The sequence below is a fragment of the Flavobacterium sp. 22659 genome, assembly GCF_052044235.1.
In the GTDB taxonomy this organism is placed as follows: Bacteria; Bacteroidota; Bacteroidia; order Flavobacteriales; family Flavobacteriaceae; genus Flavobacterium; species Flavobacterium johnsoniae.
Genome location: NZ_JBQEMU010000008.1, coordinates 20,480 through 46,746, shown reverse-complemented (window position 1 = coordinate 46,746; position 26,267 = coordinate 20,480). Strand labels below are relative to the sequence as shown.

The 26,267-nt window shown below is 33.8% G+C and carries 24 protein-coding genes and 1 tRNA gene; 9 read left to right on the top strand and 16 right to left on the bottom strand.

What is annotated here, in order from left to right; genetic code table 11:
* Positions 1–50: 50 nt before the first annotated feature.
* The 6 genes from accC to pdxA all read right to left on the bottom strand — a co-directional run bounded on the left by accC (position 51) and on the right by pdxA (position 5,092).
* The gene (gene accC, locus ACTJIW_RS10230) at positions 51–1,397 is read right to left on the bottom strand and encodes an acetyl-CoA carboxylase biotin carboxylase subunit (protein WP_012022734.1); all 1,347 of its coding nucleotides are present in this window, start codon (positions 1,395–1,397) and stop codon (positions 51–53) included.
* Positions 1,398–1,507: 110 nt separating this feature from the next.
* On the bottom strand, positions 1,508–1,996 hold the full coding sequence (gene accB, locus ACTJIW_RS10225) for an acetyl-CoA carboxylase biotin carboxyl carrier protein (protein WP_440716146.1): 489 nt from the start codon (positions 1,994–1,996) through the stop codon (positions 1,508–1,510).
* Positions 1,997–2,019: 23 nt separating this feature from the next.
* Positions 2,020–3,018, bottom strand: a complete 999-nt coding sequence (locus tag ACTJIW_RS10220) for a beta-ketoacyl-ACP synthase III (RefSeq protein ID WP_440716147.1) — start codon at positions 3,016–3,018, stop codon at positions 2,020–2,022.
* 172 nt (positions 3,019–3,190) lie between these two features.
* Positions 3,191–3,385: a 50S ribosomal protein L32 gene (rpmF, locus tag ACTJIW_RS10215; protein WP_008465217.1), complete on the bottom strand. Its 195-nt coding sequence runs from the start codon at positions 3,383–3,385 to the stop codon at positions 3,191–3,193.
* Positions 3,386–3,394: 9 nt separating this feature from the next.
* Positions 3,395–3,937: a YceD family protein gene (locus ACTJIW_RS10210; protein ID WP_012022737.1), complete on the bottom strand. Its 543-nt coding sequence runs from the start codon at positions 3,935–3,937 to the stop codon at positions 3,395–3,397.
* 105 nt (positions 3,938–4,042) lie between these two features.
* A complete protein-coding gene (gene pdxA / locus ACTJIW_RS10205; RefSeq protein ID WP_073410652.1) occupies positions 4,043–5,092 on the bottom strand; it encodes a 4-hydroxythreonine-4-phosphate dehydrogenase PdxA in 1,050 nt (349 codons plus the stop codon).
* A 57-nt stretch (positions 5,093–5,149) separates the two neighbouring features.
* On the opposite strand from pdxA, the gene ACTJIW_RS10200 reads away from it, so the two are divergent.
* Positions 5,150–5,740: a riboflavin synthase gene (locus ACTJIW_RS10200; protein ID WP_012022739.1), complete on the top strand. Its 591-nt coding sequence runs from the start codon at positions 5,150–5,152 to the stop codon at positions 5,738–5,740.
* A 34-nt stretch (positions 5,741–5,774) separates the two neighbouring features.
* Here ACTJIW_RS10200 and ACTJIW_RS10195 read toward each other — a convergent pair whose 3' ends face one another.
* Positions 5,775–5,927, bottom strand: a complete 153-nt coding sequence (locus ACTJIW_RS10195; protein ID WP_440716148.1) for a hypothetical protein — start codon at positions 5,925–5,927, stop codon at positions 5,775–5,777.
* A 584-nt stretch (positions 5,928–6,511) separates the two neighbouring features.
* Here ACTJIW_RS10195 and dcm point away from each other — a divergent pair.
* Complete coding sequence (gene dcm / locus ACTJIW_RS10190) at positions 6,512–7,501, top strand: DNA (cytosine-5-)-methyltransferase (protein WP_440716149.1); 990 nt, start codon at positions 6,512–6,514, stop codon at positions 7,499–7,501.
* Here the strand turns inward: dcm and ACTJIW_RS10185 are convergent.
* The 8 genes from ACTJIW_RS10185 to ACTJIW_RS10150 form a co-directional block, all read right to left on the bottom strand.
* Complete coding sequence (locus tag ACTJIW_RS10185) at positions 7,485–8,708, bottom strand: restriction endonuclease (protein WP_440716150.1); 1,224 nt, start codon at positions 8,706–8,708, stop codon at positions 7,485–7,487. The two genes, dcm and ACTJIW_RS10185, sit on opposite strands and share 17 nt — an antisense overlap.
* Positions 8,709–8,711: 3 nt before the next feature.
* A complete protein-coding gene (locus ACTJIW_RS10180; protein WP_044047453.1) occupies positions 8,712–9,128 on the bottom strand; it encodes a very short patch repair endonuclease in 417 nt (138 codons plus the stop codon).
* 41 nt (positions 9,129–9,169) lie between these two features.
* Entirely contained in the window at positions 9,170–9,901 is a 732-nt protein-coding gene (locus ACTJIW_RS10175; protein ID WP_440716151.1) for a hypothetical protein, read from the bottom strand.
* Positions 9,902–10,024: 123 nt separating this feature from the next.
* Positions 10,025–10,429, bottom strand: coding sequence for a helix-turn-helix domain-containing protein (locus ACTJIW_RS10170; RefSeq protein WP_073410658.1), 405 nt, complete (start codon positions 10,427–10,429; stop codon positions 10,025–10,027).
* 214 nt (positions 10,430–10,643) lie between these two features.
* A tRNA-Ile gene (locus ACTJIW_RS10165) sits at positions 10,644–10,717 on the bottom strand.
* 146 nt (positions 10,718–10,863) lie between these two features.
* A complete protein-coding gene (gene mce / locus ACTJIW_RS10160) occupies positions 10,864–11,268 on the bottom strand; it encodes a methylmalonyl-CoA epimerase (RefSeq protein WP_121359939.1) in 405 nt (134 codons plus the stop codon).
* A 9-nt stretch (positions 11,269–11,277) separates the two neighbouring features.
* On the bottom strand, positions 11,278–13,638 hold the full coding sequence (locus ACTJIW_RS10155; protein ID WP_440716152.1) for a hypothetical protein: 2,361 nt from the start codon (positions 13,636–13,638) through the stop codon (positions 11,278–11,280).
* Positions 13,598–14,578 carry a hypothetical protein gene (locus tag ACTJIW_RS10150; protein ID WP_440716153.1) on the bottom strand — a complete coding sequence of 327 codons (981 nt, stop codon included), beginning with the start codon at positions 14,576–14,578 and terminating at the stop codon, positions 13,598–13,600. The genes ACTJIW_RS10155 and ACTJIW_RS10150 overlap by 41 nt, the downstream gene beginning before the upstream one ends.
* 194 nt (positions 14,579–14,772) lie before the next feature.
* Here ACTJIW_RS10150 and ACTJIW_RS10145 point away from each other — a divergent pair, with 194 nt between their 5' ends.
* Positions 14,773–16,461 (top strand): Ig-like domain-containing protein, encoded by a 1,689-nt coding sequence (locus ACTJIW_RS10145; protein ID WP_149206058.1) that lies wholly within the window; start codon positions 14,773–14,775, stop codon positions 16,459–16,461.
* Here the strand turns inward: ACTJIW_RS10145 and ACTJIW_RS10140 are convergent.
* Entirely contained in the window at positions 16,458–17,225 is a 768-nt protein-coding gene (locus tag ACTJIW_RS10140) for a nitrilase family protein (RefSeq protein ID WP_440716154.1), read from the bottom strand. The genes ACTJIW_RS10145 and ACTJIW_RS10140 overlap by 4 nt on opposite strands.
* A 234-nt stretch (positions 17,226–17,459) precedes the next feature.
* On the opposite strand from ACTJIW_RS10140, the gene ACTJIW_RS10135 reads away from it, so the two are divergent.
* From ACTJIW_RS10135 to ACTJIW_RS10110, 6 genes are all read left to right on the top strand, one after another.
* A complete protein-coding gene (locus ACTJIW_RS10135) occupies positions 17,460–20,615 on the top strand; it encodes a SusC/RagA family TonB-linked outer membrane protein (protein WP_440716155.1) in 3,156 nt (1,051 codons plus the stop codon).
* Between the two features lie 34 nt (positions 20,616–20,649).
* Positions 20,650–22,179 (top strand): SusD/RagB family nutrient-binding outer membrane lipoprotein, encoded by a 1,530-nt coding sequence (locus ACTJIW_RS10130; protein WP_440716156.1) that lies wholly within the window; start codon positions 20,650–20,652, stop codon positions 22,177–22,179.
* A 206-nt stretch (positions 22,180–22,385) separates the two neighbouring features.
* On the top strand, positions 22,386–23,705 hold the full coding sequence (locus tag ACTJIW_RS10125; protein WP_073410395.1) for a GntP family permease: 1,320 nt from the start codon (positions 22,386–22,388) through the stop codon (positions 23,703–23,705).
* Between the two features lie 4 nt (positions 23,706–23,709).
* Positions 23,710–24,177: a RidA family protein gene (locus ACTJIW_RS10120; protein ID WP_053473321.1), complete on the top strand. Its 468-nt coding sequence runs from the start codon at positions 23,710–23,712 to the stop codon at positions 24,175–24,177.
* Between the two features lie 401 nt (positions 24,178–24,578).
* On the top strand, positions 24,579–25,610 hold the full coding sequence (locus tag ACTJIW_RS10115; protein WP_440716157.1) for a PfkB family carbohydrate kinase: 1,032 nt from the start codon (positions 24,579–24,581) through the stop codon (positions 25,608–25,610).
* A 9-nt stretch (positions 25,611–25,619) separates the two neighbouring features.
* Entirely contained in the window at positions 25,620–26,267 is a 648-nt protein-coding gene (locus ACTJIW_RS10110; RefSeq protein ID WP_440716158.1) for a bifunctional 4-hydroxy-2-oxoglutarate aldolase/2-dehydro-3-deoxy-phosphogluconate aldolase, read from the top strand.

Genomic DNA, 26,267 nt, shown 5'->3' with positions numbered 1-26,267 from the left:
AAAAATTTATTTTAGAACAAAAAAGGCCGTCAATATTGACGGCCTTTAAATTATTCTGGACTATTCATTTTAAAAGTATCCATAAATGCAGTTGTATAATCTCCTGCAATATATTTTGGATCATCCATTAATTGTCTGTGGAAAGGTATTGTAGTTTTCACACCTTCAATTACAAACTCATCAAGAGCTCTTCGCATTTTGCTGATAGCTTCTTCACGAGACTGCGCAGTTGTAATTAACTTAGCAATCATAGAATCGTAATTTGGCGGAATACTATAACCTGAGTAAACGTGAGTATCTAAACGAACTCCATGACCTCCCGGCATATGAAGCGTAGTAATTTTTCCTGGTGAAGGACGGAAATCATTATAAGGATCTTCGGCATTAATACGACATTCAATAGCGTGTAATTCTGGAAGGTAGTTTTTTCCAGAAATTGGAATTCCGGCAGCAACCATAATCTGCTCACGAATTAAATCGTAATCAATTACTTGTTCAGTAATAGGGTGCTCAACCTGAATACGTGTATTCATTTCCATGAAATAGAAGTTTCTATGTTTGTCAACAAGAAACTCTACAGTTCCAGCTCCTTCGTATTTAATGAATTCAGCAGCTTTTACAGCAGCTTCTCCCATTCTTGTACGTAAGTCATCTGTCATGAAAGGTGAAGGTGTTTCTTCAGTAAGTTTTTGGTGACGACGTTGTACTGAGCAGTCTCTTTCAGAAAGGTGACATGCTTTTCCATAAGAATCTCCAACGACCTGAATTTCGATATGACGCGGTTCTTCAATAAGTTTCTCCATGTACATTCCGTCATTTCCAAATGCTGCAGCAGCTTCCTGACGTGCGCTTTCCCAAGCTTTTAAAAGCTCATCTTCTTTCCAGATAGCACGCATTCCTTTTCCACCACCACCGGCAGTAGCTTTCATCATTACTGGGTAACCAATCTCCGCTGCTGTTTTTTGTGCATGTTCGTAAGATTCTAATAATCCGTCTGAACCTGGCACACATGGAACTCCTGCTGCTTTCATTGTAGCTTTTGCAGAAGCTTTATCTCCCATTCTGTCGATCATTTCAGGAGCCGCACCAATAAATTTGATTCCGTGCTCTTGACAAATTTTTGAGAATTTAGCATTCTCAGAAAGGAAACCGTATCCTGGGTGTATTGCATCTGCATTTGTAATTTCTGCAGCAGCAATAATGTTTGACATTTTTAAATACGATAAGTTACTTGGAGGAGGACCAATACAAACCGCTTCATCTGCAAATTTAACGTGCAGACTTTCTGCATCTGCTGTAGAATAAACTGCAACAGTTTTGATTCCCATTTCCTTGCACGTACGAATTACACGAAGTGCAATTTCTCCTCTATTCGCAATTAATATTTTTTTAAACATCTTATTTTAATTAGATAATTAGACAATTTGATAATTAGATAATTTTAGATGCCTGATGTATTAATTCTGTCAGATCGATCTAAAATCTAAAATCTAAAATCTAAATTTATTTATGATGGATCTACTAAGAATAAAGGTTGATCAAATTCAACTGGAGACATATCGTCAACAAGAATTTTCACAATTTTACCTGAAACTTCTGATTCAATTTCGTTGAATAATTTCATTGCTTCAATTACGCAAAGAACCTCTCCTTTAGCAACAGTGCTTCCAACTTCAGTGAAAACTGGTTTGTCTGGAGATGGTTTTCTATAGAATGTTCCAATGATTGGAGATTTTATAGTAACATATTTAGAATTATCAGCAGCAGGAGCTTGAGTTTCAGCCGGTACGTTTACAACTACTGGAGAAGTAACTTGTGGTGTTGCTTGAGGCAATGCAGCCTGAGCAGGTAATTGCTGAACATAAGTAGCTTCAGTTACATTTGTTTCTAAAGTTGTTCTAATAGTGATTTTTACATCATCCATTTCTAACTTCACTTCTGCAACGCCCGAATTTGCTACAAATTTGATTAGGTTTTGAATTTCTTTTAAATCCATAATGATTCGATTTTAGTTTTAATTTATTTCTTATCGTAAGCCCATTTTAGGTAAATAGATCCCCAAGTGAATCCACCTCCAAATGCTGCTAAAATAATATTATCTCCTTTTTTGAATTGATTTTCAAAATCGCTTAATACCAAAGGTAATGTTCCTGAAGTTGTATTACCATATCTCTCGATATTAACTAGTACTTTAGACTCTTCTAACTCTAGTCTTCCTGCAGTTGCATCGATGATGCGTTTGTTTGCCTGGTGAGGCACTAACCAATCAACATCCTGATTCGTTAAATTGTTTCTTTGCAAGATTAGTTCGCTGGCATCAGCCATATTGGTTACAGCATATTTAAAAACTGTTTTACCATCCTGCATAATATTGTGTTGTCTGTTTTTCACAGTATCCTCTGAAGCTGGAATTAAAGATCCTCCGGCTGGTATTTTAAGAAAATCGCGTCCTACACCATCACTTCTTAAATATTCGTCTTGCAGACCAAGACCTTCGTAATTTGGCTCAAACAAAACTGCTCCTGCTCCATCACCAAAAATAATACAAGTTGCTCTGTCTGTGTAATCTACAATTGATGACATTTTATCGGCACCAATTAAAAGAACTTTTTTATATCTTCCAGATTGTACATAAGCCGCAGCAGTAGACATTCCGTATAAGAAACTTGAACAAGCTGCCTGCAAATCGTATGCAAATGCATTAACAGCTCCAATTTCTGTTGCAACATAAACTCCTGTTGAAGCTACCATCATATCTGGTGTTGCAGTTGCCATAATAACCATATCAATTTCAAGAGGATCGATATTAGCTTTTGCTATTAAATCCTGTGCTGCTTGTATGGCAAGGTAAGATGTACCTTTATCAGGATCTTTAAGAATTCTTCTTTCTTTAATTCCTGTACGAGTGGTAATCCATTCGTCATTGGTATCTACCATTGTTTCCAACACTTTGTTTGAAAGCACAAAGTCTGGAACGTAGCCTCCAACAGCGGTAATTGCGGCTGTGATTGTATTCATTATATTCTATTATTTCCTTTCAAATATTAGTATTTGAAAAATTTTTAAAAGACTCGAAAATTACAAAAAAAATTAAAACGAATTTGCCTGTATTTTCTTAAAAAACAAAAATTATAACCAACAAAAAAAACTCTCACTATGTGAGAGTTCTAGTATAATTTACAAAAACGTATTAAGCAACCGCTTCAGATTTATCGATAACAACTTGCCCTCTGTAGTACATTTTACCTTCATGCCAGTAAGCTCTGTGGTATAAATGTGCTTCACCTGTAATAGGACATGTAGCGATTTGAGCTACAGTAGCTTTATAGTGTGTTCTTCTCTTATCTCTTCTTGTTTTCGAGGTTTTTCTCTTAGGATGTGCCATTTTACTATATTATTTATCCGTTAATAGTTTCTTTAATTTTTCCCAACGCGGGTCAATATCTTCTTCTTGTTTACTCTCTTCCTTTTGTTCTTTTACGCTTAATTCATTTAGTTTGTTTAAAGCTTCGGTTTGTAATGTACCGTCTTTAACTCCCGGATGAATTCTTTTTTGGGGCACTGAAAGTGCAATCATTTCATAAATGTATTGTGACACATCTAATTCATGTTCTCCATGCGGCAAAATCAACAATTCTTCATTATCATCGTTAAATTCATCTCCAAAGCGCACAATTAATTTCATTTTCCCTTTTAAAGGAAGATCAAAATCTTCGCTTGTTAGATCACAAGGTACATTTACAGTTCCTTTGTGTTTGAATTCTAACTCTAACATGTTGCTTTTCTTATCGAAAATCAAATCGACTTTAATATCTGCACTTTGAAACTCATCGTATTCAAAGTCCTTAAAGAACGTGTTATCTATTTGATATTCAAAATGGTGTTTTCCCAGCTTTAATCCTACGAAAGGAATTAAAAATTCTTTTGATTTGCTCATTTCAACATCAATTTGTACAATCCAAATACAAAACTACATATCTGAATTGGGGTGCAAAGATATAAAATTATTATAAATCTAATAATCTTATTGACCTTTTTTTGTTTATAACTGTTTTTCTTTTATTTTTAGAGGTTTTTCGCTAATCTCCTCATACTGATTACGCGAGCGAAAAATATCCAATGCCAGATAAACGGCTTCTTTAAACGAGTTGAAATCTGCCATGTCTTTTCCGGCAATATCATAACCTGTACCATGATCCGGCGAAGTTCTTACTCTATTTAATCCCGCTGTATAGTTAACTCCTTTACCAAACGACAATGTTTTAAAAGGTATTAATCCCTGATCGTGATAAGTTGCCACAACTGCATCATATTTCTCATATTGTCCACTTCCAAAAAATCCATCTGCAGAAAAAGGTCCAAAAACCAAAGTACCGCTGTCAAATATTTTTTTCAAAACAGGTTTTAAAACTAAATCGTCTTCTTTTCCAATTACACCGCCGTCTCCACAATGCGGATTTAATCCTAAAACTGCAATTTTTGGCTTTACGATACTAAAATCCTGAATCAAAGATTTTTTAATAGTTTCGATTTTTCTAACTATTAATTCTTCTGTTAAATGAGAAGAAACCTGATTTAACGGTACATGATCCGTTAACAATCCAACTCTTAGGTTATCCTGAACCATCATCATCAGCGCATTTCCTTCTAACTCCTGATCTAAATAATCTGTATGTCCGGGAAATTTAAAATCTTCTGACTGGATGTTATATTTATTAATTGGTGCCGTGACCAAAACATCAATCAGATCTTCTTTTAGAGCCTTGGTAGCCGCAACAAACGATTTTATTGCATATCCTCCAATTTTCTCATCATTAGTTCCAAAATTAATATCTACTCCTTCTTTCCAAAGGTTATAAACATTTACTTTTCCCGGAATAATTTGATCTAATTTATCTACACCATGAAATTGAACCGTAGATGTAAAACTTTTTTTAACAAAAGAAAGTATTTTAGCATTTGCGAAAATAACCGGTGTACACAATTCTAACATTCTTGAATCTTCGAATGTTTTTAGTATAACTTCGCTTCCAATACCGTTTAAATCTCCTACTGAAATTCCAACAATTATATTTTCTGCTTTTTTATTCATGAGCTCAGCTTATTTATTACTAATTTTGATGTGCAAATTTAGTAAAATAAAACCACAATGTTTACAGGAATTATTGAAACCCTTGGAAGGATTCACGAAATACAAAAAGATAAAAACAACTTACACGTTACAGTTGACTCATCAATTACAAACGAATTAAAAATTGACCAAAGTGTATCGCATAACGGAATATGCCTTACAGTTGTTGCTATAAAAGATTCTTTTTATACTGTTACCGCAATCGAAGAAACAATCTTAAAGACCAATATTGGCGACTGGAAAGTAAACGATATTGTAAATCTGGAAAGAGGAATGAAACTCGGCGACCGCCTCGACGGACATATTGTACAGGGACATGTAGACCAAACCGGCGTATGTACAAAGATAGAAGAAGCTAACGGCAGCTGGAATTATACTTTTGAATACGATAAAAACCTCAACAACATAACTATCGAAAAAGGATCTATTACTGTTAACGGGGTAAGCTTAACAGTTGTAAATTCTCAAACAAACGAATTCAGTGTTTCGATAATACCTTATACTTTTGAGAATACTAACTTTAAAGATTTTAAAGTTGGAACAAAAATAAATTTAGAATTTGATGTTGTTGGAAAATACATTTCGAGACTTTACTCGATAAACAAATAAGAAAGAAAATTTACTGCATAAAAAAAGCTTCAATTTAAATTGAAGCTTTTTTTATTTTATTTCGATATATAACTGCTGTACCCAATAATAATCCGGCAGCAATTAAATAAGGCAGATCTTCATTTATTGGACCTTCTAAAGGTCCCTCTGGATCACCTCCAGGCGAAGGTGGACCACCTTGGGCCATAATATTCGACACATTTAATACTAGAAAAAATACTAAAAAAATAATTCTTATTATCTTCATAAACTTAGGGCGCTGAAAATCAATACTATAACAATAATGGCAAATATTTTTCATTCAAATTCCTCATAAAAAAACGCTTTCATGGAAATTCTTTGGCAAAAATATATGATTTTTAGAAAAAAACAACTTTATAACTAAAAAGACCTTACAACCTTAACATACGTATTATAATGCAATTTGGATTTTTTATTATTCATCTTATTCAATATAACAACAAATAAAAATCTTTTTTTCCTTTGTAATACTCTATTAAACGGGGCTTTACTAGTGTTTATTATCTAAAATTCATACCTGTATAAAAATACACTTTGTTTTATAATTTAAAAAATATCAGAAAAAAAAAAATTTGAAAAAAAATTTCAAAATCTCAAATAAGTCAGAAAGAACTGTAAATAATTCCATTTAAAACAGACTTATTTTTCTTTTTAAATTCTCACATTGATCAAGTGTCCGCGAATTAATATATTTGCATAATTATAAGAGAACCTAAAAAGGTCTTTTCATTAAATCAGGACAAATAGTAAATGAAGAAAACAGTTGGAAGTTTGTATGCTGGTGTAGGCGGTATATGTTTGGGTTTTAAAAAAGCTGGGTTTGAACTAGAATGGGCAAATGAATTTGACAAAAATGCCTGCACAACCTACAAAAATAATTTCGAACATAATCTTATTGAAGGTGATGTAATGGCTCTGGACGTTACTTCGCTTAAAAAAATAGACATTTTAACTGCAGGATTTCCTTGTCAGCCATTTTCGGTTGCCGGCTATCGAAAAGGTTTTGAAGACAGCAGAGGAAATCATTTCTTTAAAATTTTGGATTTTGTAGATGAAATGCGTCCAAATGTTATTTTTCTTGAAAACGTAAAAAACCTAAAAGGGCACGATAAAGGAAACACTATCAAAGTTATTGAAAACGAAATCAGAAAACGCGGTTATACTTTTGACAGTGCAGTTTTGAATACCAAAGACTTTGGGAACATTCCTCATAACAGAGAGAGGATTTTCATTGTTGCTTTTGATAAAGATTATATTAAAGACGATAAATTTGAGTTTCATTTTCCTGAAAAAGAAGATTTAACCAAATCGATCAAGGATTTAATTACCAAAGAAAAAGTCGACGAGAAATTTTACTATCACGAAGACAAATACATGTATGATATGCTGAGAGAATCTATTACAAACAAGGATAGAATTTATCAGTTTAGACGACAATATGTTCGTGAAAACAAATCGAGCGTTTGCCCTACCCTTACTGCCAATATGGGAACCGGCGGCCACAATGTACCGCTTATTACAACCGATTTTGGTTTTAGAAAACTAACCCCAAGAGAATGTTTTAGATTTCAGGGTTTTCCTGATGATTTTAAACTTCCTGCTATTTCAAATTCACATTTGTATAAACAGGCTGGAAACTCTGTAAGCATGCCTGTGATCGAAAGACTGGCATCTGAAATTTACAAAGTACTTGAAAAAGTAGAATCGAAGAAAACGAAAAAATCTAAAGAAAAAGCTTAAACTGTCCGTCCTGAGTTTCTGATATTTTTTCTATAAAAGATTCGTATTCGTCTAATTTGGTAAAATCTATAAAATAGTCGTGCTCTGTTGATTTTGTAATTTTCACGCTGTCGTAACCAATTTTTCTGAGTTTGTCATAAGTCAGAACTTCGTTTTCGTTGAGCATTAAAACGTCGCGAAGCATCCAGTCGGCCATGGCTTTGTTTGGATTTGTCATTAAAGCTTTGCTTCCGTCCTGGCAGACTTTTGCCGAAAGAACTTTGCCATTGGGAATTTTAAGATTAAAAATAACATCTTTTTCTGGAAAAAAATCCGGAGCGTTATTTCTTATTTTTGAAGGTATCGAAATATAGACTTCTCCCGGATCTCTTTTTCTTCCGCCTGCGTTCCATTGATTCAACTGACTTTTTATGGGCACAATCGGCTCTTTTAATTTCTTTTTGGCTTCGGGAGAATACAAAGGCAGAATAACATAATCTACAAACGGAATCAGCTCTTCTTCTGTCAACAAACCAATAGCATTTTGAAGCTTTATTTTTGCAGCATCAGTTTGTTTGTTTAAACTTGGCTGTGCCAGATTTAAAAGTACATTTATCGGCTCTTCTAAAATCTCAACATTAATTTCAATACATTCCTGAGGAATTACGAAGCGTTTCATTAAAACGCTTTTAGAAAAATTAAAATTATATTCGTTTAAAGCGTCTTTAAACTTAAGCGAACTCTTTGTTTCTTCCAGAATTTCAATTGAATTTTTATCGATTAAATCATAAGAAGTTTCAAAAACCTTAATCAATAATTTATCACGGCCAATAATGTGATAGACTCTGTTTTGAGTATTATAAAGTCGGTCTGCAAATTCGATTCTTTCATTTCTAAAATCGGCTAGTTTATTTGCCAGATCCAAACCTTTCAACATTCTAAGCTCAGAACTTCTTGAATTAAATTCTGCAACCTTCTCAATTTTTGAACTTCCGGATAATACAAATGTTTTAATACCAACCCCGCAGCCGTTTATTATGGCATCGTATGCAACATCTGCACGCGCCAGATTATCGGCGCCAAAAGCTTTACAAAAAGCATTTTCAGCAACTCGGTATTGAATAAAAGGTTTGTCTGATGAACTAAACAAATTCGAAAATGCACCAATTGCCTTTAAAGCACTTGTGTAATTTTCGATATTTTGACTTGTTTGAGTTTGTAGAAACATTATTTATTTTGAAAGTTCAATTTCTTCTCTAATTTTTTCGATGCAAGATTCTAATTCTTTTTGAATTTCTTTGCTCCAAAACCGTAAAACTTTCCAATTTTTTGAAAGCAAATGTTCATTGACTTCAATATCACGTTTCATATTTCGTTCGATTTTCGGAATCCAATAGTCGCGATTCGATTTAATTCGAAGCTGCTGTGTTTCCCAATCTTTTCCGTGAAAAAATTCGCTGTCAATAAAAATAGCAATTTTATAATTGGCAAAAGTTAAATCTGGTTTACCGAATATTTTTTTATTGTTTTTGCGATAACGATAACCTAATTTCCACAAAGCTTTAGCCAAACGAACCTCATCTTTTGTAGCCGTGCTTTTTATCGCCTGCATATTTTTTCTCCGTTGTTCAGGAGTTAAATTATCCATCGTTTGTTAAGATTAAATTGTCTTTGAATGATAAATTTAATCTATTTTTCTATTAAACCCGAATATAAACGAGCCACATTATACAAATTACCAGATTGAATATAATAATTTTCAGCATCCATTTTGGTTTTTCCGTTCAGCAAAGCATTTTTAGGAATAACATATTGATTTTTAATTATGTGCCGAATTGTTTTTACAGAACAACAACCCGGAATATCATAAAACCAAACTGCTTTTTCAATTTCCTGCCATAAATTTTCTTTGCTTTCAGGAATATCTTTTAAAATAAATTTTATATCAGGTTTAATTCTAGCCAAAACAAAATAATCATAAACAGCCGTTTTCGAAAGATCATGATTCGGAATATACATACCTTCTGAATTCCAATCTTTGGTTTCCAAAAGCAAAAGATTAGAGAAAAAAGCGGCCGACTTTACACAAATAAATTTTCCGTTTGCTTTTAAATCGGTTTCATCCCAGACTCCTTTTCCGTGAATACTAAAATCTGGCTCTTCAACTTCAATATTCTGGAGTTTTAAAATTTCATACAATATAATTTCTGCCAATTTTCCCTGAAAAGTATTTTGAAAAATCTCCAAAGGCGTGCGATTTAACTGCCCGCCCGATCTTTTAATTCTATGAAATCCTTCTCCATAAACCATTTCATACGCAAAATCAAAAGCTTGCTTTACAAAAGCGGCATCAACAGGTTTTCCTTCAAATGTTTTTTTTGAAGTAATGAAATAGCCGTTATCTCTTTGATCTAATTTCATGATTTGATTTATTACTCAATCTTTAAAAGAAAAATATAAAAGTAAATATTTTAAAGAATAATACTACACGAAAAAAAATAGATCAAAAAAAAGCCCAGCTTATTAGCTGAGCCTTAATTTGAATTATTTATTTATTAGTTTTTCAAGTCTTTGTATCATTTCATCTTTCTCTTTCAGCATTCGCTCGAACAAAACGATTTTTTCTTCGTGAAGTTTTTTTATTTCCTCAATTGGATTGTTATTAAAAACTTCTATTCTGTTATTGAACATAGCATTATCCGAGAAATTACATGAAATTAAATTCACCGCCTGCTCTTCATCAAAATTCTGAAAAGCTTCAACAGGAATCTTTAAAACTGCAGAGATTTGTTTAAGCAGATTATCTTCAATTACATCTTTCTGCTCCAGCATAGAAATTTTCTTTTGATTCCAATCTTCCCCTAAATCATAAGCTAATGCCTCTTGCTTTATGTTAAGCATTTCTCTAAAACGTTTTACGTTTCTTCCCTGATGTATTTTCTGTTCCATAATAGTATTAATTCCCTAAAAGCTCAAAGATAAAGCCATGCGGATCTGTTTTTCAAAGATAAAAAAATATCCTGCAAAACATTCTTTTGTAAGATATTATTCATATCTCAAACAGACTCTTCTTCTTAAGAAATTAAATTTATACAATCCTTTTTTATAATCAAACATAAAAAAAGCCTCTACATTTCTGTAAAGGCTTTCAATTCTAAAGAAGTGGTCCCACCTGGGCTCGAACCAGGGACCACCTGATTATGAGTCAGGTGCTCTAACCAGCTGAGCTATAGGACCGGTTTAGAGGATGCAATATTACTACTATTTTTGCTTCACTCCAAATATTTTAAGACATGATTTTCATTTAATTTAAATTAAATCTATTTGTTTTAAAAACAAGATTGATTTTCAATAGATTATTTAAAATAAAAAATCATCTTTTTTTATTTAATTTCCTGGCAAAGCTCGACCAAAACGCCATTTGTGTTCTTCGGATGCAGAAAAACGACCAGTTTATTGTCGGCTCCTTTCTTCGGAACTTCGTTTATCAGCACAAAACCTTCGTTTTTTAAGCGCGAAATTTCAGCATGAATATCTTCAACATCAAAAGCGATATGATGAATTCCTTCGCCTTTCTTTTCTAAAAATTTTGCAATTGGACTTTCTGGGTTTGTTGCCATCAAAAGTTCAATTTTGTTTGTTCCGGTTTGAAAGAAAGAAGTCAAAACACCTTCACTTTCTACCGTTTCTTCTTTGTATGACGGAACGCCCAATAATTTCTCGAACAATACATTTGCATCATCCATATTTTTTACAGCAATTCCAATATGTTCTATTTTGTTTACCATTTGATTTTATTATAATTGGTTAACATAAGTATTAAAATAACCGCATTCTGCAATTACATCCTGATAATATTTAGTATCTGAATAGTCTTTTTGAAGCGTTTTAAATCCGTTCCAGGCTATAAAGTTAACTTTATCATCATTTGCATCCCACCAATATCTTACGCTGTTGTATTTATTATTATAATATTCGTTTCGTTCGCATTTTGAAATTAAGTACACACATTTTGCTTTCTGCTCTTTTGTTGTCGCTGCCTGCAAAGCTTTTTGATAATACATTTTTGAAACACTGCAGTCTGTAATCATCTTTTTCATAGAATCTCTAAACGAGTATGGACTTGAGCCATCTCCCACAATAGTAATTTCATAAAAAGTTCTTCCGTTTCCAAAATGAGAAATATTATAAAATGCGTTTCCTAACAATAAACTATTTGTATAAACATCTTCGTTTTTAGCCAGTTTGTCCTGCATATCTTTAATTGTCGTTAAGAAATCCATCTGAGTATATTTTCTTTTTTGATACGCTGCATGATCGCAGTCGTGGCAATCTTTGATACTTCCGTTAAATGGATTTCCTAAAAATTTATAATACTGAACTGAATCTGTCTGTTTCATAAATTCAATCGCTTCAGGGATTTTATTTTTAAAAGCCGCCTGAACTGCCTGAAAGTTATTAATGTCTTTTAACTTCAAACTATAAATTCCTGCTCCAATATTTTCAATTTCGGTTTTATTTGACTTCGCTAAAAATGTTTTTATGCTTTGCAGATTTTTTTCATCATCATAAAAAGCATTTCCATCGTTCCAATAACTGTAACGTGATTCGCCAAAAATCTCGGCCATAACTAAATTTCCTTTTTCGCGATAAAGTGTCGATAAATAACTTTTGCTCCATGCAGAAGCATTTACATAACGAAACTCCTGACCTTTATATGTTTTAGGAAGTTCATTGTATAACCAATTCAAATCGGCCAGAATTGTTTTTTCGTTTTTATCTGTCAGTTTATCAATTTTACTTAAGTTGTTTACAAAACGTAATAAACGAAGCTGCATTCCTGCCAATTCAGTTTTAGGAAGTGTTTTTACCCCTTTATCAAAATTCTTGTCGGCATTAGCATAATCTCCTTTTAGCGTCTGTAAATATCCCAGAGACAAATCCCATAAATATGGTCGGTCTGTATTTCCTGCGGCTGAAATTTTTGCGATTAAATCCAATGCTTTTTTATCAACTTTAACCTGATTTTGTGTTTTATTTTCAGCAATTGAAAGTTGTTTTTTTGGCTGATTTTCTCCGCCATCCTGCTGAAACGAATTATTGATAGTTTCTTCCAGCCTGTTTACCAATCTCGTTCCTAAATAATTTAAGTGCTCGCTTTTTGGATCTAATTCATAGATCTTTTCAATTGCCTGTTTTTCATCTTTGTAATATCCATGAATTGCCCACAGCGCTGCTTTTTCTTTATTATTCTTTGCCATTGTCAGCGCTTTATTCCAATCGGCTTCGTTTTTTGGACTAAAACTATAAGCAGTTACCACTCTTAGTTCAGGGCAATTATCAAAAACCTGCGCATACAAATAATTTGATGCGGCATATTTCTTTTGTTTATAATTGATTCCGGCAACATATCCAAGTGCGCGGTAATACAAAACATTTTTAGGTACTGAAGCCTCTGTTTTATTAAAAAAGTCGATTGCTTTTTGTTTATCGTTACTGTAAAAACGGGCTTTCATGGTAAGAAACCAATATCTGTTTCTTAAAAAAGGGTCTGAAATAGTATTGTAAACATTCTCGATTGACTGAATCATTTTGGCATCATTGAAAGTTTCTGCCACAACTGGCTCATAACTCCAATAATCTTTACCAATTGAAACGGTTTCAATTTTTTGCGCCAAATACAAAAACTCAACAAAGCTTTTTACTTTTTCATCTTTCAAGGGAATCTTTTTTCCCCATTTTTGAGAACTTTTATTTTCCTTTGCTGTTTTATAAAAAACGTGTAGATCGGTTACTTCTTCTTTGTTTTTGATCGTATTTTTATCATCAGAATAATAGCTTGGTTTTTCGTCTCCAATTAAAAAATAATTAACTGTCGTCGTATCTACTTTTCCTTTAAGATAATCTGCCCAATCTGATTTTATGTTTTTATTAAAACGGGAATTATGCTGGGTATCAAACCCAATTCCGTAGAAAATGCCGCCCGACAAAAACAAAGGCGAATAGGATTTGTCTGCAAAAGTTTCAGGAGTAAAATTAGAACTGTACGCACCAAAATAATCCCAGTCGCCATCGGCACAGGCATAAATTATTCCGTACACAAAAAGGAAAGCTGCACTAAAACCAAGAAACAACCTGCTTAAAAATATTCTTTTCATAATTATTTAAATTGAATTCGTCTAAATCGTAAAATATAATTTCTTTTGGAGACTGAGCTTTATTATCGTCTAAGTCCTCAGCCATTTCTTTTAAATCTTCCGGAGAAATAGTCTCTGTTTTCAAGAGATCATTTTCTTCGTAATAAACACCGTTTTTGTAATTAGATTGTCTGACTTTAAAAAATATCGGACTTATCTGCTCGAAGTTTTTATCTTTTTTGAGTTCGCTGAAATTCAACTTTGAACGAAGCCCTAAAACTTTCTGATTTCTAATATGAATTGCCCACGAATAAATAGGCAGTGCATAATCGAGATGAAGCGGATATTTCTTTAAACTTTTAAGATAACGTTCAGAAATTTTTCGGCTGTAAATAGAATTCAGCGAATCTGGCGCTATACTTCCCATGTTATAAAACATCAAAACACCATTATCTACATTTGGAATTTTAGTTTTCTTAAAATATTTCACCTGATGAAGTCTAATGGTGGCCGAAAGTTTTTTCTTCGAAAGCTTTTTAATCTGTTCAATAAATTTAAGATAATTGTCTTTACTATTCAAAGACCAGTCGCAGTCAATTTGAATTTCGGCACAATTAATTTTATTCTTGTTATTGATTTCAGTAACTAAATGAAGTGTTTTTTCGGCCAGATCTTCAATATCAAGATTCTTATCCAGCATCACTTTATTTTGAATAAAAACAACGGGAACAATTTCAAACTCCTTCATGTCTTCATAAAAATGAATCGGGCTTACCGGGAATGGCTTTTGTGTTTGAGGATGAAGTCCAATATCAAAATAACGGATATACAGTTTATGTACATCATTATCTTTTAAAGCAGTCTTTTCTGTTTCTGAAAATTTTAAGTTGGTTTTCCAATAGTAAAAAGAAATTATCGGCTGTTCATTTTTACTGCATGCTGTCAGAAAAAGAAATAACAAAACCCAAAAAAAACTTTTAACCAAAACGAAGTGATATTAATTTAATTCAAAAGTAAGAAATTATATCATATAAGAGATTTTGAATTCTAAAAAATGTAAAAATATATGAGACGGCAAATCCTAATAAATGGATAAAAAATTTCAATTAAAGCAAATATAATTGTTATTTTGTGCAATCAAATTCAAAAACCGCTATGTTTAAAAGCAAATTCAAATATATTTCATTTTTATTGGTATTATTAATGATGAGCTGCGCCAAAAGAGGCAGCATTACCGGCGGATTAAAAGATACACTGGCACCGGTTTTGGTTTCGAGTGCACCAAAAAACTTTACTACTGATTTTAAAGGAAATGAAATTAATTTGGTATTTGATGAATATATCAAATTAAAAAATCTTAACAAGCAGCTGATTATTTCTCCTCCAATGAAATATGAACCGCTGATTACACCAACCGGCGTAAGTAAATTTATAAACATAAAAATAAAAGATACTTTACTGCCTAATACAACTTACAGTTTTAATTTTGGTGAAAGTATTGCCGATAATAACGAAGGGAATGCATTAAACCAGTTTAAATATATTTTCTCAACAGGGCCTTACATCGATTCTCTTACTCTAGGAGGAAAAATTAAAGATGCTTATGCGAAAAATGTAGATAATTTTGTTTCGGTAATGCTTTATGAAGCCAATGACAAATACAAAGATTCTGTTATTTACAAAGAATTTCCGCGTTACATTACTAATACTTTAGATAGTATGAGAACTTTTAAATTCGAAAATTTAAAAGAAGGAAAATATCTTTTGGTAGCTTTAAAAGACAAATCAAGCAATAACAAATACAACCCAAAAGATGATAAAATAGGTTTTATCAAACACTTTATTACGGTTCCAAATGACACTTTGTTTGAATTAAGTTTATTTAAGGAAACACTTCCTTTAAAAACATTAAAACCTATTCAGGCTTCAGGCAACAGACTGCTTCTTCCGTACGAAGGAAAACAAAATTTTAAACTTAACAAACCCACTATTGTACTTAAAAACAATGGTGAAACGTTAGAAACAATTGTAACGCAGTTTCCTAAAAAAGATTCGCTTCAAATATGGTACAAGCCACTAAAAGCAGATTCATTATCATTAGAAGTTTCAAATGATACTTATAATAAAAAATTTACTTTTAAGATTAAAGACCAGAAAAAAGACACTTTAAATATTAAAGCGGTTCAAAACGGAGTTATTAATTTTAGAGACCGATTTACTTTAGACACTGAAACTCCATTGGTTAAATTTGATAAATCAAAAATTAAATTAATCAATAAAGACTCTACGGCTGTTGATTTTACTACAGAATACAACGAATTTGAACAGAAGTTATATGTCGATTTCAAGAAAGAACCTCTTGAAAAATATAGCTTTACATTTTTCCCGGGAGCGCTGACTGATTTTTATGACAAAACAAATGACACTTTATCATACAAGTTAAGCACAAAAGAATATGCTGATTATGGAAACTTAATTTTGAATTTGAAAAACGTAAAACGTTTCCCAATAATTGTTGAAATAACAAACAAAAAAGGAGATGAAGTTCTGGCAAGCGAATATTCTGAAGGCAAAACTCAAATTGAATTCAATTTGATGTTACCGTCGCAGTTTACGATAAGAGTTATTTACGATGACAATAAAAACAAAATGTATGATACTGGTAATTTCCTTGAAAAAAGGTATGCCGAAGAAGTCTTTTATTTTCAACGTGAAATTGATGTACGAACCAATTGGGACGTTAATGAAACCATTGATTTAAGTGTTCCATACAACCCTGACGTAGAGAAAAAAGAAGATCTGAAAAAGAGAAAAGACGACGAAAAGAAACGAAAAGCTTTCTAAATCTTAATTTCAAAAACATCTTTGTCGCTTAGAAAATCAAGTTTTTTTCTTGTTTCCAACATTTCATTTTTATCTAAATCAACCACAAAAACATCTTCGGTTTCTTGTGGTTCAAGAATGTAATTGCCTAAAAAGTCAACAACCTGCGAATGACCAGTATGCTCATAATTATGATGATCTAAACCAACACGGTTTACTCCAACAACATAAGTCAAATTTTCGATTGCGCGTGCTTTTAGCAGAGCATCCCAGGCATTAGTACGCACTTTTGGCCAATTGGCAACGTATAAAAGTAAATCGTAATTTTCTACATTTCGAACAAAAACAGGAAATCTTAAATCGTAACAAACCTGCAGACAAATTTTCCAGTCAAGATAATTTACAATTACTTTTTCAGTTCCTGCAGTGTAGAATTTATCTTCTCCCGCCAGTGAAAACAAATGGCGTTTATCGTAATGCTGGATTTCTCCAGATGGAAGCACAAAAAACATTCGGTTATAATAGTTCCCGTTTTCAGTAATTACAAGACTTCCTGTCAGGGCACTATTTTTTTTCTCCGCCATTTCTTTCATCCACAAAACAGTTTCACCCTGCATTGTTTCGGCAACAGCAGAAGGATTCATTGTAAAACCTGTCGAAAACATTTCGGGAAGTACGATCAAATTTACCTGCGAATCGATTTGATTTATTTTCGATTCGAAGTTTTTTCTGTTTGCCGGAATGTCTTCCCAATAAAGATCTGATTGAATAAGTGCAATTTTCATTTTCCAAAAATACGAATTTTCAGCTAAAAATTATTTTTTGTCAAAAAAGTATATTCTGCAAAATTTTCTCAAAACACCCTTTAAAACCTTAGCTTTTTTGGATTATAAAAATACTTGAATAAAATTTATTGCAAAAAAAATGCATTTTGTGCAAAAAAAATGCAACTGTGAAAAATAAATCTATATATTTGATTCGCCAATAAAAACCAAAAAAAACATGAAAACCAAACTATTATGAAAACAAAGCTTATTTCATTGGCATTAATTGGGGGGATGATCTTCTCAGCAAATGCAAAAGAAGCTGCAATTAAAATGCATGTCTTTCAACAAAACAGCAATCAGATTGAGATAACCGGCCAGGTAATAGGTCTGGATGATGGAATGCCTATTGCCGGCGCAACAATTTATGCCAAAAGCAGTACTAAAATAGCGACGATAACAGATGAAACAGGAAAATTTAGACTCAATGTTCCTGAAAATGAAAAACAAATCGTGATTTCGTATATGGGTTACGGAACTTTAGAATTTAACCTTAACCAGAAAACCAATTTAGTCATTAGTTTAAAACCTGCAGAAAATGTACTAGATCAGGTTTTGGTAACTGCTCTGGGGGTTAAAAAAAGCACAAAAGCAGTTGCGTATGCAGTAACAGAACTTAAAGGAACTGAATTTACAAAAGCTAAAGAAACTAATATTGCCAATGCGTTAGTTGGAAAAATTGCAGGTGTTAACGTGAGCAGCACAGCAACAGGACCAAACGGATCAAGCCGTGTTGTAATAAGAGGAAATGGTTCACTAAACGGAAATAACCAGCCGATGTATGTAGTGAACGATTTACCAATTGACAACACACAACTTAATTTACCTGGAATTGGAAATGGTCCCGGATCTACAAGAATTAATGTGGACCGCGGAGACGGAACTTCTGTAATAAACCCGGACGATATTAAAACCATAACTGTTTTAAAAGGCGGAACCGCTGCAGCATTATACGGTGCAAATGCAGCAAATGGAGTTATTTTGATTCAGACCAAAAGAGGTGCTGCTCAAAAAGGAATTGGAGTTGATTACAATACGTCATTTACTTTTGAAACACCGTCTATTTTTCCAGACTGGCAGTACGAATACGGATCAGGATCAAACGGTAAAAAACCAATTAATCAGTCTGAAGCTATAGCAGCCGGGCGCTGGTCGTGGGGCGCCAAAATGGACGGAAGCGATGTTGTGCAGTTTGATGGCGTAGCAAGACCGTATTCTCCACAAAAAAATAATATTAAAAATTTCTACGAAACCGGAACGACTTTTATTAATTCTATTGCTTTATCTGGCGGAAATGAAAAAGCAGCGGGACGTTTATCTTTTTCAAACACAGACAACCAATCTGTTGTTCCTAACTCAGATTTTAACAGAAAAAGTGTAAATATTTCAGGAAATGTAAATATGACAGACTGGTTAAAGTTTGATGTTGTTGCACAGTATAACAACGAAAAATCAAATAACAGGGTTACTGTTTCAGATGCTGAAGCAAATCCAAACTGGGGAACGTACATGATTGCTAATACAGTTGACATTAGAAATCTTGCTCCCGGATATGATGAAAATGGTGTTGAAGAAGCATGGAATCCGGTTGCTGTAGCGACAAACCCTTATTTTGTTATCAATAAAATTAAAAACAAAGACACTAAAAACCGTTTCATCGGAATGTTGAATGTAAAGTTAAACTTTACTCCTGAATTATTTTTACAGGGAAGAATCGGACAGGATTATACTGATTATGATTTCTTTGGATACATTCCAAAAACGACCCTTAACAATCCGGTTGGATATGCACAAGGTCAAAAAGCGAAATTATCAAATTTAAATACAGAAGCTATTCTTAATTATACTAAGAAAAACATTTACGGTAATTTCTCTTTAAATGCATTGGCTGGTGTAAACTCACGTACCACATTGCGAGATGAAACCAGATTTGAAGGTTCTAATTTTGTATTGGATAATTTTTATGCTTTGAGTAATTTATCTACGCTTACTTATACATATCCGTATGGAAAAACAAAAACAAATTCTGTTTACGGTGCGGTAGATTTAGATTATAAAAATGTTGTTTTCCTAAACTTTACAGGTCGTCAGGATTGGTTCTCGACACTTTCTAAAGACAACAATACGGTATTTTACCCATCTGTTGGAACAAGTATTATCGTATCGGATATTGTAAAAATGCCTGAATTTGTTTCATTTGCCAAACTAAGAACTTCTTGGGCACAAGTTGGAGGTGCAACTCCGGATCCGTATGCATTGAACCAGTCGTATTCAATGATTCAGGGCGGACATAACGGACAACAGTTACAAGGACCAACAAGTTCGAGAGTTCCTAATTCAACTTTAAGTCCGTTGACTTCAACCACTTTTGAAGTTGGAACCGATTTAGGATTTTTCAACAATCGCTTAAATCTTGATTTTGCCTGGTACAATCGTGCAACAACAAATGACATTGTAGAAACTACAATCTCTAATGCTTCGGGAGCTAATACCGCATTATTAAATCTTGGAAAAATGAGAAACAAAGGAGTTGAGTTTTTACTTAGCGGCAAAATCATCAATACAGAAAATTTCTCTTGGGATGCCAGTTTAAATGGTTCGTATAATGAAAATACAGTCGAAGCACTTACAGATCAGTTGAGTTCTATTACAATGGCAACTTCTGTAAACGGATATGTTACAATTACAAGTGATGTAGGTCGTCCGTACAGTATCATCAAAGGATACAGACCACGTAAAGATGCTAATGGAAACACGGTTTACAATGTAAGCGGCGGATCGGCAACAATTGCTCAGGGTCCTCTTGAAGAATTAGGACAGGGAGTTCATCCTTGGGGAGCAGGAATCAGTAATGAGTTTAAATACAAAAACATTTCATTCAGCTTTTTAATCGACGGTAAATTTGGAGGAAGTTTATACTCTGGAACTGATTTATACGGAACTCGTATGGGTTTAACGAAACTAACTCTTGAAGGTCGTGAAAGCGGTTTGCCAATTAAAGGTGTAGATACAAACGGAAATCCGGTTGATATGGTTATCGCTCCAGAAAACTTAAGAACGTATTATGACGGTTTAAGAAACATATCTTCAACTTTTGTTTATGATGCCAGCTTCATCAAATTAAGACAAATCATTCTGGGTTATCAATTACCGATTGAAAAAATAAAAGGATTGTCAAAACTTCAGGGAGCTTCAATTTCATTTGTGGCCAGAAACTTATTCATTCTTTATAAGAAAACACCAAACGTAGATCCAGAATCTGTATTCAGCGCAGGAAATGCTCAGGGTGTAGAACAATTTGGAGTGCCAAAAACCAGAAGTTTCGGTTTAAGTTTAAATGTCAAATTTTAAACTCGTTTTATCTCTAATTTTTAAATTAAAAGACATGAAAAAGTTAACCATATTATATATCGCAGGAATACTTTTAGGAAGTATGGCATCCTGTACCAAAGATTTTGAGGAAATTAATACGAACCCAAATTCAGTAGATAAACCAAATCCGAATTTTGTTTTCAGTAAAGCACAACTTGACGGATTAAACAATAATTATTTCTTTACCAATATTCTGGAATGCGGCGGCTTATTGCAGCATTATGCTACTTATAAAGAAGCTTCTGGGGTTGGAGATAAATATTTAAGCAACGAAGTATATTTCTCGGCTTATTTCAATCAGGCGTACCCAACTGGTATAAATGAAACACAAATCGTAATCGATGCTTTAAAAAACAGTCCAAACGACAGTAACCGACTTAATATTGCCAGAATCTGGAAAGCATATTTGTATCATAAACTAACTGATTTATATGGAGACATCCCGTATTCTGAAGCAGCGAAAGCTAACAGCACACAAGTTTTTCTTCCAAAATATGATTCTCAGGAATTTATCTATAAAGACTTATTAAAAGAATTAGATGAAGCTGCTGCAGGATTAGATCCTGCAAAACCAAGTTTCGGAAAATCTGATTTTATTTATGACGGAGATGTATCGAAGTGGAAAAAATTCTCGTACTCTTTAATGCTTCGTCTGGGTTTAAGATTATCTAAAGTCGATCCTGCCCTATCTCAATCATGGGTTACTAAAGCGATTGCCGGCGGCGTAATTTTGAACGGAACAGATAATGCAATCATGAAATATACTGACGGACCAAATGATTTTAATCGAAATCCGGTTGGTTTTGATGCCCGAAGACAAGATTTTACAGCGGGGTCTTTTGGACAAAAAAATGTTGAAGGCGGTAAACTGGCTAAAACATTTATCGATTTGCTGCAATCAACTGCCGATCCTCGAATCAGCGTTTATGCAGGAGTTTGGCAGGGAAGTTCACAAAACACAAGTCTTGCCGTTCAAAAAGGTTTCCCTAACGGAACCAAAACAGCTCCAAGTGCGGCAGAACAAGGAACGTATTCTGAACCTAACCAAAGTACCGTTTTTAAATATGATGCACCGCTTGTACTTATCAGCAATGCCGAAACCAATTTATATTTAGCCGAAGCTGCAGCAAGAGGCTGGTACACCAATGAAACAGATAAAGATTTATATGAAAAAGGTGTAAAAGCTTCTTTCTTAAACATGGGAATTTATGGTGCTGCTTATGCTATCCCAGACGCAGCAGTATATTTAACCGCAAATCCGTATAATGCGGCAGGAAGCTTTGATGCCAAAATGAACCAGATTCATACGCAGATTTACATAGCATTATTTGTAGATGAACAAGAAATTTATGCCAATTGGAGGAGAACCGGATACCCAGTTTTAACTCCTGTAAATTTCCCTGGAAACGTTACAAATGGCACAATACCAAGGCGTTTAAAATATCCAACCAGCGAATATTCAGTGAATTCAGCTAACTTAGCAGAAGCAGTTAAGCGTCAGGGTGAAGATGCTTTTACAACAAGAATCTGGTGGGATAAATAAAAATAATAACCGTTGGCGTAATTAAACACATAGAGACATAGTTTTTGAAAATGTTGAAAGGCGTTTCACTTGCATTAACATACATAGCATCTATGTGTTAAAAGCTGGCTTTTTTAAACTCCTGCTTCAATTAAAGAAATCTATGTTACTATGTGTTTAATAAAATTTTCACGAATTACTCTCAACGGGTTAATAATAAAAGATAAATGAGCATTTTAATTCTTACGGCATGCATTGCGTTTTTAATCATTCAAATAGCTTGGCTTAAAATCAATCCGTTTATTGCCTTTATCATAACAGCTTTATTAGCAGGTCTGTTTTTAGGCCTGCCAATAAATACTTTGTCGCAAACTGTTCAAAAAGGTTTGGGCGAAATGTTAGGATCTATTACGCTGATTATTGTTTTCGGAACCTGTATTGGTAAACTTACCGTTTCATCAGGCGCCGCCAATGTCATTGCCAAAACAGTTATGGGATGGACGGGCAGAAAATACGTTCGACTCGGCTTAATGATTACCGGATTTATTGTTGGGATACCTCTATTTTATAGTGTTGGATTTGTTTTGTTAGTACCACTAATCTTCTCAGTAGCCCATCAGTTCAAACTTTCAAAAGTATATCTGGGAATTCCAATGCTGGCGTCGCTTTCAGTAGCACACGGTTTTTTGCCCCCACATCCGTCACCAATGGCTTTGAGCAGTATTTTAAATGCTGATATTGGACTTGTCCTGGTTTACGGAATTATAATTGCAGTCCCAACGATTTTTATTGCCGGTTTGTTGTTTTCAAATCTGCTTAAAAACATCAAAACCGAATCAGATCATGAAATTTTAAATGTTGAAGAAGTAGTAAACCACGGTAAACTTCCGAGTTTTTCACTTAGTTTATTCTCTGCTTTATTTCCCGTTTTTGGATTAACGCTGACTTCAATATTACCCATTTTCATAAAAAATGAAACAGTAGAAAATATTTGCAAAACGGTAGGAGAACCAAGCATGATTATGCTGATTTCTTTACTCATCTGCACCTATACTTTAGGACTCAGAATGAACCGAAGCATTACCTCTGTTATGGATGATTATGCAGCCGCTATAAAAGATGTTGCTTTAATTGTATTAATTGTGGGCGGAGCTGGAGGTTTAAAAGAAGTTATGATTGTAAGCGGTGTAAACGAAACTATAGTTGGAGCCTTAACACAAATAAACATTCATCCTTATTTATTGGCATGGATAATGGCAGCGATTATTCGCGTTTGTGTGGGCTCTGCTACAGCTGCCGGATTAATGACCGCCAGCGTTCTGCTTCCTTTACTGCAAACCACAGGACTCGATCCTAACTTATTGGTTTTATCCGTTGGCGCCGGAAGTTTAATGTGCTCACACGTAAACGACCCAAGCTTTTGGATGTTCAAAGAATATTTTAATATCAGCCTAAAAGACACTTTTAAATCCTGGACCGTCATGGAATCCTTAGTATCTGTTTTAGGAATCATTTTCGTTTTTATTTTAAACTCTATAATACATTAATATCATGAATTTATTACCTCAAGAAAAATTTGAAACTCTTGGTTTGTCTTTACCCCCGGCGCCTCAGCCTCTGGGCATATACAAACCTTATTTAGTTGATGGTAAATATTTATACCTTTCTGGTCACGGACCGGTTAGAGATGACAAATCCTTAATCATTGGCCGAATTGGCGATGATATGGATATCGAAGAAGGAAAATTAGCCGCAAGACAAGTAGGACTAACCATGCTTTCTACCATCGTAACCAATTTTGGAAGCCTGAATAAAGTAAAAAGAGTCATAAAAGTTTTAGGTATGGTTAATTGTAATGGCGATTTTTTAAGACATCCGTATGTAATAAACGGCTGCAGTGAATTATTTGCCGAAGTCTGGGGACAAGAAAACGGAATTGGAGTAAGAAGCGCCGTAGGAATGGGTTCTCTCCCAGACAATATTCCTGTTGAAGTTGAAGCTGTTTTCGAATTATTCTAAAAAATTAGACCACAGACGATAACGATTAAAGAGTAATCTGTATTGGTTAAGGAAATACTTTGATTCTAAGTCTGTGGTTACGTTAAAAATATAGACCGCAGATTATACAGATTAAAAAGGATTATTTTTTAGATGCTGCTTAATTTTTTTCGCGGCAAAAAAAACATTTTAATCTGTGAATCCCGATAGCTATCGGGAGTGGCAAAAAATTTAAACACATAGAAACATAGATTTTTTACTTGATAAAGAATAACAAAAAAAGCCAGCTTTTAAAACATAGTGATTATGTGAATTAATGCAAGTGAAACGCCTTTTTCAACACTTTCAAAAACTATGTTTCTATGTGTTAAAAATTAAGCGTCGCGTTCATCAATAAAAATCTGTGCAAAAAAAAGACAAAAATGAATAAAATTACCTCACAAACAAGAATAGCAGCATTTGGAGAATTATTACTTCGGATGAATGTTACCAATGGAGACCGATTTACACAGGCAGATGAAATAAAAGTTCATGTAGGCGGTGCCGAAGCCAATGTTTGTGTTTTACTTTCGCAGCTCGGAATACAAACCGATTATATCAGCCGATTGCCCCAAAATGACTTGGCACAACTGGCTTTAAACGAACTTCAGAAATACAAAGTCAATACTTCAAAATGTGTTTATGGCGGGGAACGTCTGGGCTTATATTTTGTCGAATCCGGAAATCAAATCAGACAATCGCAGGTTATTTACGACCGAAGCAATTCGTCTTTTGCAACGATTCAAAAAGATCAGATTGACTGGAATGAAGTTTTAGAAGATGTTACCCATTTTCATTGGTCAGGAATAAGTCCGGGAGTTTCTAATGAAGCTGGTTTAGCTTGTAAAGAAGCAATTTTGACAGCGCATAAAAAAGGTTTACCTATTTCTTCTGATTTTAATTACAGATCAAAATTGTGGCAGTACGGAAAACATCCGTCGGAAATTATGCCCGATTTATTACAATACAGTACCATAACCGTTGCAGATTTAGACGCAATTGAAATTTACTTCGGAATCAAAACCGATAAAAATGAATCTGATGCAGCACGTTTCCAAAAAACCTTCGAATTATTAAAAGCAAAAATGCCTTTTCTAAAAACACTTGCCATGAGTTTTAGAAAATCAGACGGACCGGCACATTTATACAAAGGTTTATTGATGCATGAAGGTAATTTTTACCAAACGCCGGAACATAAAATACACGTTGTAACTGACCAAATTGGTTCCGGAGATGCTTTTAATGCCGGATTACTATACGGATTATCCAATAAATTATCCACTCAGGAATGTATCGAATGGGCCACAGTCTGCGGTGTAATCAAACAAAGTATACACGGAGATTTTGCCATAAGCACTCTGGACGAAATACGTCATTTTATTAAAAATGGTTCAAGCAATAGAATTAACAGATAAAAAAAGAATATGTACAGCATTTTAAAAACGCAAGGTGTACTTCCGTTAGTAACCCAAATCAATATCCAAACAGCCCAAATAGTATTGCAATCAGCGGCTGATGCTGGCATAAAAATTATCGAGTTTGCAGCTCGTGCAGATGATGCAAAAGAAGTTTTTGCTCAAATGACAGCTTTTAAAAAAGAAAACAATCTGGATGTAAAAATAGCGGTGGGATCGATTTTAAGTGTGGCCGATGCCGAAACTTATCATCAATTGGGAGCAGATTGTATTATCTGTCCGCACACTGATCTGGAAATTGGCAATTACTGTTTTAAAAACAATATTTACTGGATTCCGGGCGCTGCAACCTTAAATGAAATTCTTCATGCCAACAAACTGGGTGCCGAAGTTGTAAAACTTTTTCCGGCTGATAAAATTGGCGGACCGGGATATGTAAAAGCAATAAGAGCGCCTTTCCCAAATTTAAAAATAATGCCCACAGGAGGCGTAACTCTTGAAGAAAGCAATTTAAAATCATGGTTTAAATCTGGAGTGGTATGCGTTGGAATTGGTTCAAATTTATTTTCAAAAGAAATGCTTTTGAATTTAAATTATGAAGAAGCGCTGCAGGCTTTTCAAAATTTAATTAAAGTAGTAGAAAAAACAAGAAACTAA

Coding starts and splice junctions, on each gene's coding strand:
- accC (WP_012022734.1), bottom strand. CDS start 1,397: ATGTTTAAAAAAATATTAATTGCGAATAGAGGAGAAATTGCACTTCGT.
- accB (WP_440716146.1), bottom strand. CDS start 1,996: ATGGATTTAAAAGAAATTCAAAACCTAATCAAATTTGTAGCAAATTCG.
- ACTJIW_RS10220 (WP_440716147.1), bottom strand. CDS start 3,018: ATGAATACAATCACAGCCGCAATTACCGCTGTTGGAGGCTACGTTCCA.
- rpmF (WP_008465217.1), bottom strand. CDS start 3,385: ATGGCACATCCTAAGAGAAAAACCTCGAAAACAAGAAGAGATAAGAGA.
- ACTJIW_RS10210 (WP_012022737.1), bottom strand. CDS start 3,937: ATGAGCAAATCAAAAGAATTTTTAATTCCTTTCGTAGGATTAAAGCTG.
- pdxA (WP_073410652.1), bottom strand. CDS start 5,092: ATGAATAAAAAAGCAGAAAATATAATTGTTGGAATTTCAGTAGGAGAT.
- ACTJIW_RS10200 (WP_012022739.1), top strand. CDS start 5,150: ATGTTTACAGGAATTATTGAAACCCTTGGAAGGATTCACGAAATACAA.
- ACTJIW_RS10195 (WP_440716148.1), bottom strand. CDS start 5,927: ATGGCCCAAGGTGGTCCACCTTCGCCTGGAGGTGATCCAGAGGGACCT.
- dcm (WP_440716149.1), top strand. CDS start 6,512: ATGAAGAAAACAGTTGGAAGTTTGTATGCTGGTGTAGGCGGTATATGT.
- ACTJIW_RS10185 (WP_440716150.1), bottom strand. CDS start 8,708: ATGTTTCTACAAACTCAAACAAGTCAAAATATCGAAAATTACACAAGT.
- ACTJIW_RS10180 (WP_044047453.1), bottom strand. CDS start 9,128: ATGGATAATTTAACTCCTGAACAACGGAGAAAAAATATGCAGGCGATA.
- ACTJIW_RS10175 (WP_440716151.1), bottom strand. CDS start 9,901: ATGAAATTAGATCAAAGAGATAACGGCTATTTCATTACTTCAAAAAAA.
- ACTJIW_RS10170 (WP_073410658.1), bottom strand. CDS start 10,429: ATGGAACAGAAAATACATCAGGGAAGAAACGTAAAACGTTTTAGAGAA.
- mce (WP_121359939.1), bottom strand. CDS start 11,268: ATGGTAAACAAAATAGAACATATTGGAATTGCTGTAAAAAATATGGAT.
- ACTJIW_RS10155 (WP_440716152.1), bottom strand. CDS start 13,638: ATGAAAAGAATATTTTTAAGCAGGTTGTTTCTTGGTTTTAGTGCAGCT.
- ACTJIW_RS10145 (WP_149206058.1), top strand. CDS start 14,773: ATGTTTAAAAGCAAATTCAAATATATTTCATTTTTATTGGTATTATTA.
- ACTJIW_RS10140 (WP_440716154.1), bottom strand. CDS start 17,225: ATGAAAATTGCACTTATTCAATCAGATCTTTATTGGGAAGACATTCCG.
- ACTJIW_RS10135 (WP_440716155.1), top strand. CDS start 17,460: ATGAAAACAAAGCTTATTTCATTGGCATTAATTGGGGGGATGATCTTC.
- ACTJIW_RS10130 (WP_440716156.1), top strand. CDS start 20,650: ATGAAAAAGTTAACCATATTATATATCGCAGGAATACTTTTAGGAAGT.
- ACTJIW_RS10125 (WP_073410395.1), top strand. CDS start 22,386: ATGAGCATTTTAATTCTTACGGCATGCATTGCGTTTTTAATCATTCAA.
- ACTJIW_RS10120 (WP_053473321.1), top strand. CDS start 23,710: ATGAATTTATTACCTCAAGAAAAATTTGAAACTCTTGGTTTGTCTTTA.
- ACTJIW_RS10115 (WP_440716157.1), top strand. CDS start 24,579: ATGAATAAAATTACCTCACAAACAAGAATAGCAGCATTTGGAGAATTA.
- ACTJIW_RS10110 (WP_440716158.1), top strand. CDS start 25,620: ATGTACAGCATTTTAAAAACGCAAGGTGTACTTCCGTTAGTAACCCAA.